This is a genomic window from Pseudomonas sp. (assembly GCF_030147005.1).
Lineage (GTDB): Bacteria > Pseudomonadota > Gammaproteobacteria > Pseudomonadales > Pseudomonadaceae > Aquipseudomonas.
The window spans coordinates 1-15,879 of record NZ_JASLAW010000047.1; the positions used below are offsets into that span (position 1 = coordinate 1).

A 15,879-nucleotide genomic window follows, 5' to 3' on the forward strand; every position below is an offset into this window, starting at 1 on the left:
AGGCACCCAAGCCGACATGACGATTGCCGCCGCCAAGCCGGCCGATAGCCAGAGCGGCCTCTACACCGCCGACTTGACCGTCATCTTCGACGCTGTGCCTCGTCCTTGATGCGTTCGGATGCCTGATGGTCTTCTCCAGACCGTCGGCATAACTTAGCGGGCCGGTTGTTCACTCCCCTACGGTCGGCCTGCTTCCACACTCTGAACGTCTGATTGTGAGATGCCTCGATGTTTCCGAAGACCCCCCTCGCGGGTGCCCTCGCGCTGTTGCTTTGCGCCGATGTTCTGGCCGCGCCGACTGCGCCAGGCACGACACCGAAAAGTCTGTTGTCCCAGGCCAAGGGTTTACCCGCTGACTTTGAAACACACTTTTTCGATGTGCCCCTGGTGGTGCGTATAGAACTCGACCAGCAATATCTTGGCGATGCAATGATCGTGCTCGGGCGGGACGACCGCCTGACCTTGCTGGAGTTTACCGAGACCGGCGACAGTTCGATCAAGGTCAACGAGCGGGATGAATGGGAACAACGCCTGACACAAGGCATCTTGCTGGGCGCGTGCGAGACCGATTGCCCGGCCGGGTTGTTGGCGGTGCATTACAGTCTCGAAAATTCATTGGTTTCGATCCTCACGCAGAACGTCGAGCGTAGTGCCGAAACCAAACGTTATTACGATCAGCCGGAGGCCGGCAGTTTCGGGCTGATCTTCAATAACCAACTTAATATAAATGGCGGCCAGGACCAGCCCACGGGCGGGCGGTATGGCCTCAATGCCAATTCCAGCATCGGTAACTGGAGCCAGTCGTTCGACCTGCAGCTCTCGCGCCAGGGCGGCCCGGACGATGACAAGGTCTACCACGCCGTCCATGAGCTTTATACCCAACGGGAAATGGACGGCCAGTTCCTGCGGCTTGGCTATTTCACGCCAAGTTCCGACGGCCTGACGCGCCAGATCCGATCGTTCGGCGCCAATCCCGACACGGCATTGGGCGTGATGTTCGGCAGCTCCGACAGCCTGCTCATCAACAACCCCAAGCCCAGCGTGTATCCGATCTATGTCACCGCCAACCGCCAGGCGGCGGTGGAGATCTACCGCAGCGGTTTGTTGATCAATACCCAGTCGGTCAGTGCCGGCTTACAGTCCCTCGATACCCGCCCGCTGCCCGGCGGTATTTATGAAGTGGAAGTACGCCTGGTGGAAGACGGGCAAGTCACCGCCACCACCCAGGAGTTGGTGTACAAACCCAACAACTGGCGCAACGCCGAAGACCGCTGGCGCTACAACCTGTTCGCCGGCCGCGAAACCCGGCTGCTGAGCAACTATGAAGAACAGCCCGACGGGTTCACCACCGCGGGTTTCGGCCTCAACTACCTGTTGCACCCGCGTGTGGTGCTGGGGCTGTCGACGCGCCAGGTGAAGGAGAAAATGCAATACGGCACGTCCATCGACTGGACAATTGCCAACAATACGAGCGTGTATGCCAACGTCTACCAGACCGAGCAGCACGGCACCGGCATGGATGTGCAAGGCTTGTACAGCTATAGCCGGGGCAGCGTGGTGGTCAGCCATAACCGCAGTTGGCTCGACACCCGCAACACCTACGAAAGCCTGCCCGATGGCACGCGCATTCGTCAGCGCAATGTGTACGTCGGCCAGACCAGCAACTCATCGTTGTCGCTCAACCACCGTGTGAGCGTGAACACGTCGATCAACGGCCGGCTGGCCTACAGCGAAGGCAACACCCAGGGCCTGGGGCTGGACCTGGGCTGGACCCAGCGCAGCACGGTGATGGGCAGCGATGCGCGCTGGCGTTTTTCAGTGTTCGACCGCCCGGCCAGCTCCAGCACCGGTGACCGGCGCAACCGTGGCGTCGACCTCAGCATCACCATGGCGCTCGGCGGTCCGGGCGAGCAGTGGTCCGGCAGCATCGGCACGCGCACTTCCCGCGACGGCGCGCGTGACAACAACGCCTCGGTGACTTACCGCAAGGACCTGCAGGGCCATGTTCTGCAAAGCGTCTCGGCCACAGCCATTACCGATACCTACGGCGTCGGCCTGTCGGGCATGGCCAGTTTTGCCACCGACAGCCTGTACGGAGATGGCTTTGTGCAGCGCTCCTCCTTCAGCGGTGAGCTCACCGGCGGCTTGAACCTGAGCAGCACGGTCGCCGTGGGCGGGCAGAAGATGGTGATGAGCAGCCAGTACCACGGGCGCGGCGCGGGCATGATCGTGGACGTGGAAACCGACCTGGATGACATCACCCTGCGCGCCGACGACTTGACCGGCGGCGGTGCCCTCTTGCGGCCGGGGCGTAATTTCGTGCCGATTACCGCCTATAAAAACAGCATGGTCACCTTCGATTTCGAGGGCAACCATCCCCCGGCGGCAAGTATTCAACCCACCCGCACGGCTTATCACCTGAACAAGGGCGGGGTGGACTATCGCAAGATCATCGTGATGAAAACCGTCACCGTGCTCGGACGCCTGTTGGACGCCCAGGGTCAACCGCTCAAGGGTCACCACGTGATCAACCACGCCAGCCGTGGGGTGAGTGAAGTGGACGGCTTCTTCTCGATGGAAATGAACGCCAGCGCGCCGACCCTGGAGGTGCGCTACAAAAACCAGTTGCTCTGCCAGTTCCGTCTCGACCCCAGCCAGGCCCGCCAGGAAAGCGACGTGCTGATGATCGGTGATCTGCGCTGCACGCCGGACACCCTGGCCGATGTTGCCCGCACCGACCGCGCCGCCGGCTGACAGGCTTGAGCACTGCCGTTGCACCTGTTCGGCGGTGACTGGGATTCGCACGGTTAAACCTGTGGCCGCAGAGGTCCGATTCAACGCATTGAGGTTGGTAGAAATGAAACGTTTATTAGTAGCAGCGAGTTTGTGCGCAGTCTTTCAGGGCGTTCAAGCCGGGCCGCAGATCAATGTCGGGGTGGTTTACGACTACCTCGATGGCGAAAAGAGTACCTACATGAAGCGCGTGTTCAACGGCGGCACGTCCACCGCGTTCGTCAAGGTCAACATCCTCGAAATGCAGTTCAACGATGACGGTACCTACCGCGAGGTGCCCCTGGAAAACCAGCCCGGCGCCGTCTCTCGCGATGGCTTGATGGCCAGCCCGGCGCGGCTGATCGTGCCGGCCAACGCCACCCAGGGCACGCGTTTGCTGTTTATGGGCGAGCGCGACAAAGAGCGTTATTTTCGCGTGCGTTTCATCCCGGTAATGCCCGAGCAAGACGATGAATTCGGTATGAACGACAAGGAGCGCGAAGCGTACCGCGAGGGGCTGGCGGCCGGGGTCAAGGTGTTGGCCGGTTACGGCACGGTATTTTTCGTGCGGCCGAAAAACACCCGCTTCGACACCGTGGTGCACGACGCGCCCGATAAGTACGCGTTGCGCAACAACGGCAACAGCGTGGTGGTGGTCGATGAGTTCAAAGACTGCGCGGTGAGCACCGAGCAGGATTGCAAACCCACCATCAAGCACCATGTGATGGCCGGTCGCAGCTTCCAGTTCGACAAGCAGCCGGGCCGTTACTACCGCTTCAGCCTGATTGAAGGCAACCAGAAAAAACAGATCGAGATCAAAGGATGAACCGTCAGCGCAGCCTACTGCTTCCATCGTTCGTTCCGTTGCTGCTGGCGTTGGTGACGGGCGTTTTCAGCGTAACGGCGAGCGCGACGGTGCAGGAAATCACGGCGGTGTTTCGGCCTGATCCCAGCAACCCGTCGTTCAATAAGTTCGTCAATACCACTCCTGAAAGTGGTATTTGCCCTGGGCACATCCCGACCATCTGCAAGGCGCTGGGGATATTCAGCATTCGGGTGCCCTTCGTCGTTCGCTCGAATGGGCCGATCCTCGCCAATCACACCGACCCACGCCAAGGCATGATGTATAAGGTGCCTTCCGATTTTCGCGATGTGCAGGTCACTCACAGCGCAACAGGCGCCACCGAGATTGTGCAGATGCGCATCGCCGGGGTGGGCGGAGCCTGGGGATTGCCGCGCCCGCCAGGCGTGTCGGCATGGGCCGGGCCGTCCGGCGAAAGCTGGGCCAGCCGCTGGAGAACGGCACCCAGCCCTTGCACCAGCACCAACTATATTGCGGCGGGAAACAGTTTCGCGCTGTTTTTCTGGATCGTGCCGGAAAACGCCGGTGTCTGTAGCCGAACGCCAACTATGGATATTTCCTCGTTCTGGCATTCGCTGCTGGAGTTCGCCTACGAGTTGCGCACACCCAACCCGTTGAAAATGAAAACCGGGCAATACACCGGGACTATCACTTTCCGCGTAGGGCCAAACGGCGATTTCGACTTCGGTGATGTGATGATCCCCGACGACGAACTCTTTACCTTCAACTTCACGCTCAATGTCGAACACGTGCTCAAGGTGGAACTTCCCCCTGGCGGCGACCGCGTGGAGCTGGAACCGCTGGGCGGCTGGCAGCAGTGGTTGCAGAGCGGGCGCAAACCCACACGGCTGTTCCGAGACCAGACATTTCTTATCGCGGCCTCCTCACGCTTCAAAATGCGCCTTGAATGCCGGTACAGCGACGCAAATACCTGCGCGTTATGGGAGCCCTCCGTCGGCCATTCGGTGCCGGTAAACATTAGCGTGAGCCTGCCTTACGGCATCGTTGACGGCCGCGGGCAAGCGGTCAATCGGTTGCCGTTGTTACGCGACGGCAGCGGTACCGAATTGTTCGAACCCAGCCTGTATGTCGACCGCAAACCGGGGACGCTGCATTTTGAAATCCCCCCCGATGAAGTCGATGAAATGCTCAAGGGCTTCAGCGCCAGGCATTACTCGGGCCAGGTCACGGTGATCTGGGATTCGGAAGTTTAACGGGCGGTCCATGTGGTGCCGTTCAATACAAAAGGCGCAGGCGGCGCTCAGCGGCGCGGCCCCCAGCCAGCAACAGGTGAAATCTATGTTCAAGCCCTTGCTACCCGGTCTTTCACTGGCCGCGCTCTGCCTGCCCGCCACCCTGGCCTTGGCCGCTGTGGAGCGAGAAACCTTTGAGCTGTACGTGAACATCCCGACCGTGAATTTCTATGTACTGCCGGTAGACCCGCAACTGGTGCAGCGCGAACAAAAGCTGGCGTACAACACCTCAACGTCGCAACTGAGCACCTTGCGTGCGTTGTTCGATGTCAAAAATGTCAGCGGCGGCATTGGTGCGCGTCTGGGCGAGGAAGCCTACCTGTTCAACGGCGAAGACCGGGTCGACCTGAGCGTCAAATTCAACGGCGTGGCGCTGTCCCTGGACCGCAGTGAAGTCGTCGGCGCCGCCCTGGCCAAGACCGGCCACCGCGTGGAACTGGAAATAGCCGCCGTCAAACCGCCCGACGACTACCGCCCCGGCAACTACGCCGGCACGGTACACATGGTGTTTGACGCGTTGCTGTAAGCGCGTAAGCCAGGCACCGTGCTTCAAAATGTGGGAGCGGGCTTGCTCGTGAATGCGCTGGGCCAGTCAATGCATGGGCTGACTGACCCAACGCTTTCGCGAGCAAGCTCCCTCGCCACAGGCCGACGGTTGCCTGCTCTAGCGCTTAACTGACTGGCATTGGAGCAAGCCCGCTCCCACACTTCGCCCGGCGTCGGCTGTCAGGCCGCCACGCTCACGCCAACCGGCTCAAAACCTCACGCGTCAAACGCCGGCTCAGTTCAGCCTCATCGCGCACACTGTCCCCGAGTATGCGCAGATACGTCGCATCGCTCATCTCCTCGCCCGTCAGCACCACGCTGTGCGGCACCCCCATTTTGTCAGCCAGCACCGTCAGTTGTTGAAACAGTTGCTCGCTGACGTGCGCATCTCTTTGGTCCGCCGGCTTTTGCTGATCCCGCGCCCAATCCTTCTGCGCATAACGCAGATCGTCGACGCCGCTGGTGGCGTCTGTATGCAGGCACACATTGTCGCGAAACGCCTGCGGGTGGGTTTCCATCAGGTAGTTGCGCCAGAAGTCGTGTTGCAGCATCTGGTCAACCAGCCCGTCGCCTTCCTCCAGGGCCAGCACGCTGTCGTAGGCTTGATTGATCTGCTCCAGCCACACATATCCCGAGGTTCTATAGGCCATGTGGCTGGCCAGCCAGGGCAGGTCGAGGCGCTCTTTCAAGGCGGTTTGGTAGGCGGCATACACCTGCACTTCATCGACCTCGCCCTGTATCCCGTCGACCACTTCGGTGTTCAGGTGCTGGCCCAGGCCGCCGTTAGCGATGGCGGTGATGCGGTGGCGCACGTCTTCCTGGGCGATGCGGTTGACCTGTTGCAGGCGCGATTTCTGTTTCGCCAGCCGGGCCAGTTCCGGCCCCAGATTCTGCGGCGTCGAATCACGGTAAGCCTCGTACACCAACACTTCGATCCCCATGGCGTTGAAAACCTCGGCACCGGCGTCGGCACAGGTGAACGGCGCGGAGGCCATGGTGAACAAGCGCTCGCGCAGCTTATCGTCAACGTGAATGTCCTTGAGCATGCGCAAAACATTCGCGCTCAGCTGCGCTTTATTGAGCCGGTAGCGGCCGGCGTCTTCAGGTGTCTGAAAGACGCTGTCTTCCAGGTTCAGGCTTCGGATGACTTCGAAAAATCCTTGTGAACCGTGCTCGGCTTCCAGTTCATCCCACACTTGCTGCAAGTGTTCCTGCTGCTCTGGCGGTTGGTCTTGCAGCCAGAACACACTGTCGGTTTCACCGCGCGCAGGGTAGGTGCGATGAGGGTCCAGGCCATTGGCACGCCTGAGGCTGACCATCAGGTTCTCGCTGTCGAAGTCGAGCTTTTGTCGATCCAGGCGGGTGCGAAGCACGATCTGCGCCTCCCAGGAGCCGGGTTCCACGGCGGGCAGCCGGGTTACCGAGGTGTTGCGTATATCCAGCACGAAAGCGGTGGGGCGCACGAAGTTGAACAGCCCCTGCGGCCAGTCGCGGATGCCGGTGCTGTTAAGCATCAGTGCTTGCAGCTCCGGCATGCGGCCGACATCCGGCGGCATCTGCAAGTGCGGGTTGTTTGACATGATCAGCACGCGCAAATGGTTCAAGGGCGTGAGTTCGGCCAGGCTTGATTCTGTCCAGCGGATCGGGTTTTCGGCCAGCCCCAGCACGGTGAGCCGAGGCATCTCGCTTAAGGCCGCGGGCAGCTCGGTCAATCTGTTGCCGGCCAGGTCCAGGCTGGAGAGGTTGGGGAAGTTGTGCAAAAAAATCGCGTCGACATCGAGCATGTCGGCTCCGGCCAAATCCAGGCTGGTGACGTGCCCGAAATCTGCGCGAAGCCTGGGGAAATTCCTGAAGTTGCCGTTGACGTTTTGACCGCTGAGGTCAAGTTTGCGACCAAAAAGCAGGTCGCCATAGTCGGACCTGTAGCTGTGTGGCTGTTGTTCCCAGCACACGCGCAACGCGCCGCTCACCTCGATCCGGAACAGGCGCTCGTTGTCTGCCTGCCGGCGGATGCCGGAATGCGTGGGCGAAAGCAGCCACTCTTGCAGGTCCATCTCCAACCTTTTCTTCTCGGCCTAGAAAGCCTCCAGTGTGTTGAGCCCTTCAGGCGTACCCATCAGCGTCACGTAGCTCTGCACTTCGGTGTCGGTCATGCGTGGGTAGAGGCGTCGGATGCGCGCTTCAACCGACCGGCCACGGCTGAACAGTTGGCGTAGCGCCTTGAAGCGCGGCCGTTGCAGCAGCAGCAGGGTTTCGCGTTGTGCCACCGGCAACACCGGCGGTTGCGCGAGTACGGTGCGGCGTTCGGCGGGCGGCAGCAGTTTGGCTTTTAGCCATTGCTGGAGCGCATGGCCCTGGCCGGGCCGGTAGCCGAGGGCGGTCAGACGGTCTTCGGGCAGTGTTCGCAGCGTGGCTTCATACAGGTCGAAGGTTTGCAGAGGCGCTTCGGGCAAGGCATAGCGCCCGTCCTGCTTGAGGATCAGCACCTTGGAAATCGACGCGTCATCAGGCCCCACGCTACAGCGCACGGGCCCGTTGGCAGTGCCGGTGTGGACGCTGAGGCGCAGGTCGCCGAAGGTATCGGTGTGCAACCGCAGCGCGTTGAGCAACAGGCGTTCGGTGTCGGCGCTGGGCGGCACGTTCGGGTACAGGCCTTCGTAGGCATGGGTCGCGCGAACCTCGAAGGCCAGCTCCCGCGCCAGGTGCTTGAGGCGCAACGGCACGCGGCGTTCCTGGGTCATGATCTGCCGCTCATTGGCCAAGGCGTGGCGCAGCAGCCTGTGCACCAGCGTGTCGGTGAGGCCGGGAACATGCTCTTGCAGCAATTGGCCGCTGGCGTCGTCGGTGAGCTGCGCGTTGCGGTACAGATGGTCGAACAGCACATCTTTTTGCGTCTCGAGGTAGTCAGCCAGTTGGTCGCGCAATGCCTGTACCCGTCCGGCGGGTTCGGCGGGCAGGTCTTTGCCGAGCAGGCCCTTGAGGGCTTCTTCGTTCAGGAACGCCACAAGCTGTTCGGGCAGGCGTCCTGCCTGTATGGCCTCAAGGGTGATTCGCAGGGTGTGCGCGGGGTCGGCGTCGCGGTTGCCGTACCGTATGGGATCACCGCTCAGGTCGGCGGCGTCGAACACATCAATGGCGCTATCGGCCGGCCATCCCGGCAGCTCCGTGAGGGTTTGTGCGGTCCAGTTGTCTGCTTCACCGGTCGGTTCGCCGTTGCGCACGTGCGCCAGGCAGTGGTCGACGTCCTGGCGCAATTCAACACGTTCGAGGGTGTCGTTCAGCAGTGGCGGCAGCTCGGTGTTTTCGACATAGATGCGTTGCAGGTCATCGATGCCGACGCCGCTGATGTCGCGAATCTGCTCCAGCTGCGCGGGCGCCAGCTGCGCCGTGAGCGGGCTGAGGCGTTGCATCAGGCGCTGGGGGCTCCAGGTCAGCGGCTCTTCGCCCTCGTGCACCAAAGTGCCGTCGCCGTTGGTGTACACCTGCGGTCGATAAGCCTCGGGCCGCTCGGGGTGCACCACGCGATGCTGGCCGGTGTCCGGGTCCTGGGTGACTTCATAGTGATGGTCATCCAGGCGCATGAGCTTTTTGCCGGCATGGGTATGGAAGCCCTCCTTGTCGGCTTTCGACCCCGGCGCGGGTGCCAGCTGTTTTTGCCGGTAAGGGGTCAGGTCGGGGTTCCACAGGGCTTGTTTTCCGCTGGGCAAGCGCACCGCGATCAAGCCGTCGACAAAGGCCGAGAGTTTCAATTTGACCAACTCGCCCAATGGCGTGCCGATGCCGAACAGGCCCAATTGCACCAGGCTCTGCGCCGCGCCCACCGCATGTTCGATGGCCTCGATGCTGCGGTTTTCGGCCCAGTCCAGCAGGCCCTCGAACACGTCGTCGGCGATTTGCCAGGCGCTGTAGGCAAGCATCAATTGCCCCAGCACCGGTACGAACGGGGTGGCGACCAGCAACGCCACGTTGAGGACGTCAGCGAGGATTTTCTCCAGGTTGTCCCACCAGGCCCAGCGCGCCATGCGGTCGGCATAGGCGGTGCTCACGGCGATCTCGCGGCTGTCGTTGAGTATCTGGTTGAGCTTTTGCCGGTGCAGGTGGCTCCAAAGCCCTTCCTTGAGCCCCCGCACGCCAAGCTGCAAGTTTGGTGAGTCGACCGGGGTATCGCGCCAGCTGGGCAGGGCGCTCAGGGGTTGCCTGGGATGCCAGGTGACGTTACTCAGGCGATCGTTGAGCTTGGCCAGAAACAACCCCCGGCTGGCCTGGGGCACGAAACGGCAAAAGAACTGTTGATAGTCCGGCTGGCGAAGTTGGCGGGTGAGTTCCTGCACAAAGGCGCGCGTATCGGGGTATTGCTTGAGCGGGTGTTCCGGGTCATCGGGCAGGTAGACCACGATGGGCGCCGGCTCGCGACTGCGCAAAAGATCGGGGCCGATCAAGACGATGCCGGTGAGCACGGTGTCCATCATCACCAGGTCGTGGCAACGCACCGGCAAGCGGTTGAGTTTGAGGTCGGTGCGGCCCTCGATCAGGCCGGGCAGCAGGTTGTGCATGGCGTGGTCGATATGCCCCATCATCAATGCACTGTGTATCGCGGCCCTGAAGGCGGCTTGCTGGCTGCGGATGACCCTGGCACGCAAGACCCCCGCGACCACCGGCTGTTTGAGCCCCAACTGTTCTTCAAGATGCTGCTGGTAGAGGGCGCCGATATCCAGCTTGCGCACCAGCGTCTTGAATTGCCCGAGGGTCATCCGGTGTTTGATGTGTTTGACCTCGAACCGGCCCTCGGCGTCGGGGCGGGTGGTGAAAGAGCACTCGTTGGTGAAAGTTTCCCCTGCGCTGAAGTTGTGCAAGGCTGCGTGCAATAACGAGAAGGTTTTGCTGGTGGCGCCACGGATAACAGCGCCGGTCGGGATATACAGTTTCAGGTAGGTGTCGCGTACATCTTCTTCCACGCCGTATTGTTCTTTGAGGGCGTGTTTCAATAGCGGCTCGGCGAAGCTGTCGATGGCTTGCAAGTCTTTAAGTTGCTTATCGACCGCGTTTTGCGCTTCCCACTGTTTGGCCACCGCGTCTTTTAATACGTCATGTTGGGGCGAGCGTATTCGGTACCAGTCGCGGATAGTTTTTTTGGCCTCACCCAATGCCTTGAGGCGCTTGGGCTGAGCCTGTTTTGCCCAGGTGGGCAGGGCTTGAGAGATAACGTCGAAATGTACGCCTTTGTCGTCGGATGACGCTGCGGACGTGGCCGTTTGAACCACTGACATGAGGGGTGCCTTGTGCAGGTAATGAGCAGGCAGTTTAAGCACGCAGGGCAGGCACAATAAGTTTGAAATGTGGGCATTGAGTGCCGGGTTTTATTGACGCAAAGAACCAAAAAACGAACGGAAGTTATACATGTTTAGCCCCTTTTTTTATTCGCTTCGAATTGCACATGTTCAAGCGTTTTACGCCGGGATGCGTGTTCCAGCGAACGCATAATTTTATAGCGCGTGTGCGCCGCCGACACACAGTAGCGTCTGCCGACAACTTCTCCGGAGCTGTCCCCATGACAACGTCAGACGCAACTATTAAAACCCAGGCACCGCTTGCCGCAACTTCAGCGGCGACGTCACGCCAGGCCCGTATCGGGATGATTGAAACGCTGTTCAGTGAGCCGCCTTCGCTGCTCAGCGTGGCCAGGGGAAGTGCCCAGGCTTATCTGGACAAGCACTTCGCGGGGCAGAATTTTGCTGCTTATCGGCTGGTTGTCGGCACGCCAAGACCGCTGCCGGATGGCTCGGATGAGCCGCCCTATTACGACTACCACACACTCCCGCAACTGGTGGTTGAGCGCATGGCCGGCGCCACGCGCATGCAACTGATGGAGCACCATCATCGGGTGGCCGGCAAGTACCGCGAGGTGTATGTGCCTGGCGGCCCGCCCCTTGCCGACATCGAGCGCTTGATCAACCAATGCGGGGCGCTGTTGGCCAGCGTGTATACCCGGAGCGTGAAGGCGTGGTGGGTTGCACCGCAGGCTTTGCAAGTACCGCGTTGGGGCGTGCTGTCCAATCACTTGCTGGCGCTGCTTCATGATTCGCCGAAGCCGCCCGGCATGAGCGATGACGCGTTCGCCGCGCTCTTGCCCAAGGCGTTGGTGCAGGGCTCGCGGCCTGATTCGCAGTGGAGCCTGCATGGCGGCAGCGTGAGCGTCGACACCGTGCATGTGCTGGGCGAGGGGCAGTCGGCCGAGCAGGCGCGCATGCTGCCGATTTTGTTGCTCAGCCAGTCAGCCAAGGACCAGCGACAGCGGTTGCTGTTCAGCCCGGCCAGCGGTATTCAGGTGCTCGACAGCCTGGACGATCTCGCCGCGCTGCTGCCCGCTTTTACCGGTACGCTGCCCACCGAAACGGCCGGGCAATGGTTTGTGCAGCCGGTGCAGGGCGACCCGTTCGATGCCCTGGCCGCAAGTTATCTGGCGCGCCAACTGCGCGAACTCGCCAGTATCGACCTGAAGGTGCCGCGCACCGCCGAGCACTATCAGGCCCTGCTGAGTTACATCCTCGACGCACGGCGCTGGTTCGTCCCGCGCCTGACCCCGTTTCAGCAACGCGTTCGCAGCGAAATGCCGCTGTGGCTGGCCCACGCCGGTCACGAGGACGCCATTGCCCATGCGCGCCTGCTACAGAAGCAGGTACTGGCCCTGCATGAAAACGCCGGCAAGCATTTTCTTGAGGGCATCGACCCCATCGAAACCTTCGCCGAAAACGGCTTGCGCCAATGCTTGAAGGCGCAGCCCAAGGCGGCGAACGTCGAGCCGGCGGACATCACGCTGAGGTTCGACCGGGTGATCGCCACGGCGGTACCGGTGCCGGGCGGTTTTATCGCAGGCGAAGTGCAGCCGATTACCCTGACCCTGGCCCAACTGGCGATGGAAAACCTGGTCGGCCTTCCTCACGCGCCCAAATCCATCACGCTCAAGGGCGCCAAGGCGCCGGCATGGTTGACCTACGAGGTGCTCAAGGCGTGCGTGAGCAAGGTCGATGTCGGCCAAGCCTACCCCGGCCTGTTGAAAAAGAACCTGCTGGACGACCCCGTCGAGTCGGCGCGCCGTCGGCAGGTGTTCAGCCGGCAATTGCGCGTGCAACTGCCGATGTTGGCGTTGGCGTTGAAAATCAAGGGCGAGCACGGCTTGACCCAGGCCGGTTTTCAACGGGTGCAGGCCGCCTTGCTGCCCACCGAGGCCGAACGTCGACTGGCCGGCCAGGCCATGGCGCTGTGGCCGCTGGCGTTCAAGGCATCGGCTGCAGCCGAACCGGATGAGGTTGCCACGATGTTCATCATCGGGCCACGGGACGGGCAGGACGGCGCGCATGTGCTCTACCGCCCGTTATTCAGCCCGATGTTGCAGGAGTATGAGTCCATCGAGGCCTTGTTCGATGCGATCAAGGCGCCGGGCGACTTGCAGGACTCGGTGCTGACCTGGATCGCGCCGCGTCGGTACGCGGTTTATGCCAATCGAGGGTTTCATGAGCCGCATATTCGTCACTTTCTGCCCGGCGATGAGTTTGCGCTGTATGAAAAACCGGCGCCCGCCCAACTCAGCAAGCAGGTGAATGACGAAGACCCGACCAGCCAGGTGTTCACTGCCACGGCCAATGCCCTGGTGGCCCTGGCCGACCAACAGTCGGTGTCGAATACCGAACAACGCTGGGCCAACCTCAAGACGCTCGGTTGGTTGCTGTTTGGCAGCGTGCTGCCGTTCATTCGCGGGCCGTTGATGTTGGGGGGCTGGCTGTTTCAGCTGGTCGACAGCCTGCAGCACGACATCCCCGCGTTGTTGAGCGACGACTCGCAAGTGACAGCCATTTCACTCATGGACGTGCTGATCAACCTGATGGTGATTCTTGCCCATCAGGCCACGCCCAGCGACGTGCAGCGGCACTTGGAGCTGGAGCATCCGGTGTTCGCCGACCTGGCCCTGGCCAAACCGTTGACCGCGTTTGAAACACCAGTGCCGATTGAGCAAATACCGGCGCCCGCCGCGTATACGCAGCCCGGCGGTTGGGCGAATGCGCGCAATGTGCTCACGGCGCAACAGCAGGCGCGGTTGCGGTCGTTCAGCCTCAAGGCGTTTTCCGAACCCTGGCCGAGTACCCTGGAGGGCGCCGAGACGAGTGGCGCTCGGCAAGGCTTGTTCCACGACCAGGCGCAGGTGCCGCGGCAATGGCAAGCGCTGGTTCGCGGGCATCTGTATCGGGTGGACATCAAGCAGGGCCTTGTGCGGGTGATCAGTGCCGACGGCAGCACCCAGGGGCCTTGGCTGAAACACCTTGGCAAGGGCCAGTGGGATTTCGACCTGGGCCTGCGTTTACGTGGCGGCGCCGATGAATCCCTGGAGCGTTTTCTGCACAACGAGCAGGCTTACCGGCAAGCGCTGGAAGGCAGCTATACGCAAGCGAGTCTGGGCCGGGCCCGCGCCAACGTCGCCATGGAAGTGGCCCGTGGGGTCGCCCTGCAGCCCGAGGGTACGATTACCGAACAAGCGCGCAAACAGGCGCAACAGCGCTACAGCGTGGAGGTGGAAAACAAACTGACCTTTGCGCAGCAGGAACTGCATGACCTCAAGGCGCTGCGGTCGTTGGGACCGCGCGAGCATTATGAAACGGATCTGATCGAGGCACTGGAGTCGGTGATCAGGACGACCTGGCTGCTGAGCGACCAGACGCGCACGCAAATGGTCGAGCGCAACGACAAGCTGTTACCGCTGCTGGACCTGTTGCACGACGCAAGTGAGGAGGAAGCGGAGTCTGAGACCAATATTCAAAGCGCCCTTGAACTCAAAACGATCATGCATGAGCTGGCGGGCATTTATGAGCGGGCCATTCGCTGGCGTACCCTGGAAAAAACCTATATGGACGAGCTGAACAGTGTTTCCGTGCTCGGCTGGGACAAGGCCCAGGAGCTCGCCGGCACGCTGGCCGAGCGGCCTTCGATCGAGGAATTGCAAACCTTGCAGTTGACCACCTTGTGGGGAAACGCCATCAACGTATCGGACCCGAAGTTTGCCGACGAGCTATTTGCGAGCGTCATCGAATGCATCAAGCGCGCCCGTATGGCCAGTAAATCGGTGTCTGAATCCCACCAGATGAAAATGACCACGGCGGAGCGAATCGAGCTGCTGGAAAACGCTGACAGCATCTACGCGCAAACCGACGATCAGATTGAGTTCTGGCGCGCCATGGAGCCGGAAAAATTCGACCTGGCGTCTCTTGAAAAACTTCAAGAGCTGCTGACCAGCATGCACCATCAAGTGGAAAAGCAACTGAGCGAACTGTTGCAGCCGCAGCCCGAAGCGCCACGCCGGCCAAAAGCAAAACCGACGCCCAAACCTGGCGCCTCCGGTGCCGGCGCCCGGCGTAAAAAACTCATTCGAACGCGCAATCGCGATATGTACATTGCTCAGATCAGTGAGTTGACCGAGCAACCGGGGGTTGAAACCGCGCAGGTGCTCGATTCCGTGGGCGCGGTCATCGGCACGTTTACCGAAGCCGATGACGGCGTTTGGGAGCAAACGCCGGAGGAACGGCCCCCTCAGCCCGATCCCCAGTTGGGCGAGTTGCTGAACAAAAGCCAGCCGCTGCTGCGCGATGTCACCAAAGCGATTGAAAAAGTCCAAACCATGATCCCCAAGGCCAACGAACCGGCGTCGTTGGAAGAACTGCTGCAAGCCCAGGCCAGAACCCGAAGCTGGGCCGCCGATGCAATTGCCGCCAAACGCAGACGCATGGACACCTCCCGGCTGGCGACCACGCAACTGAACAGGGCCCGGACGCTGGAGGCTGATCTGCGGGCGGCGGCGCAACAGCTGGAGGAGGCCGGGTTGAACGCCCGGATCGAGGCCATCCGCAACAACCTTGAAAACCCGAATGACATTGCGTTTCTGCAAGCTCGCAACGAAGTGCGCATCGTGCGTGAGGGCAGCCGGGTGGCGCTGCGAGGCCGAGACAAAGACTTTTTGCAGGTGTATGCGGTTCTCGATGCACGCACCGGCCAACCGTTGTGTTACGCGCACTTTCATTACGAAAGAAGCCAGGGCCCGGACGACCATTTCACAGCGGCGCATATCAAGACCCTGCAACAGGAACGCCTGGGACGCCAGGCCCAGGCCGACGTCGAGGCCCAGGCTTTCGCGAGCATGCGCACCGGCCAGACCGGACGCGTGCAACAAACCCTGGTGATTCGCCGTTCGAACATTGCACTGCCGCTGGCCAGGACGTTGTTCTTTAGCGCCGACTAGCCTGCGCCATGCCCTTGAACATCGGCGGCGGCTGACCTGCCGCAAGCTCGGATTCATCAGCCAAAAAAGCGCCAGATCACACACCGCCTTCGCAGGCAAGCCACAATGCCAGTCAGTTAAGCGCTAGAGCAGGCAACCGTCGGCCTGTGGCGAGGGAGCTTGCT

General features: G+C 61.4%; 7 protein-coding genes and 1 pseudogene. 6 read left to right on the plus strand and 2 right to left on the minus strand.

Annotation, left to right across the window (positions count from 1 at the left end; all coding sequences use genetic code 11):
- From Q1V60_RS04045 to Q1V60_RS04065, 5 genes and pseudogenes are all read left to right on the plus strand, one after another.
- Positions 1 to 109: pseudogene (locus tag Q1V60_RS04045) on the plus strand (adhesin); the annotation flags it as partial.
- A 119-nt stretch (positions 110 to 228) separates the two neighbouring features.
- Positions 229 to 2,754 carry a CS1-pili formation C-terminal domain-containing protein gene (locus tag Q1V60_RS04050; protein WP_300627623.1) on the plus strand — a complete coding sequence of 842 codons (2,526 nt, stop codon included), beginning with the start codon at positions 229 to 231 and terminating at the stop codon, positions 2,752 to 2,754.
- Between the two features lie 103 nt (positions 2,755 to 2,857).
- On the plus strand, positions 2,858 to 3,598 hold the full coding sequence (locus Q1V60_RS04055; protein WP_300627625.1) for a molecular chaperone: 741 nt from the start codon (positions 2,858 to 2,860) through the stop codon (positions 3,596 to 3,598).
- Positions 3,595 to 4,848: a hypothetical protein gene (locus Q1V60_RS04060; RefSeq protein WP_300627626.1), complete on the plus strand. Its 1,254-nt coding sequence runs from the start codon at positions 3,595 to 3,597 to the stop codon at positions 4,846 to 4,848. Before Q1V60_RS04055 ends, Q1V60_RS04060 begins: the two co-directional genes overlap by 4 nt.
- A gap of 85 nt (positions 4,849 to 4,933) precedes the next feature.
- Positions 4,934 to 5,413 carry a CS1 type fimbrial major subunit gene (locus tag Q1V60_RS04065; protein ID WP_300627628.1) on the plus strand — a complete coding sequence of 160 codons (480 nt, stop codon included), beginning with the start codon at positions 4,934 to 4,936 and terminating at the stop codon, positions 5,411 to 5,413.
- 214 nt (positions 5,414 to 5,627) lie between these two features.
- Here the strand turns inward: Q1V60_RS04065 and Q1V60_RS04070 are convergent, their stop codons facing one another.
- Complete coding sequence (locus Q1V60_RS04070; RefSeq protein ID WP_300627630.1) at positions 5,628 to 7,487, minus strand: NEL-type E3 ubiquitin ligase domain-containing protein; 1,860 nt, start codon at positions 7,485 to 7,487, stop codon at positions 5,628 to 5,630.
- Positions 7,488 to 7,508: 21 nt separating this feature from the next.
- Entirely contained in the window at positions 7,509 to 10,700 is a 3,192-nt protein-coding gene (locus Q1V60_RS04075) for a DUF6543 domain-containing protein (protein WP_300627631.1), read from the minus strand.
- A gap of 281 nt (positions 10,701 to 10,981) precedes the next feature.
- On the opposite strand from Q1V60_RS04075, the gene Q1V60_RS04080 reads away from it, so the two are divergent.
- Positions 10,982 to 15,715: a hypothetical protein gene (locus Q1V60_RS04080; RefSeq protein ID WP_300627632.1), complete on the plus strand. Its 4,734-nt coding sequence runs from the start codon at positions 10,982 to 10,984 to the stop codon at positions 15,713 to 15,715.
- Positions 15,716 to 15,879 lie beyond the last annotated feature (164 nt).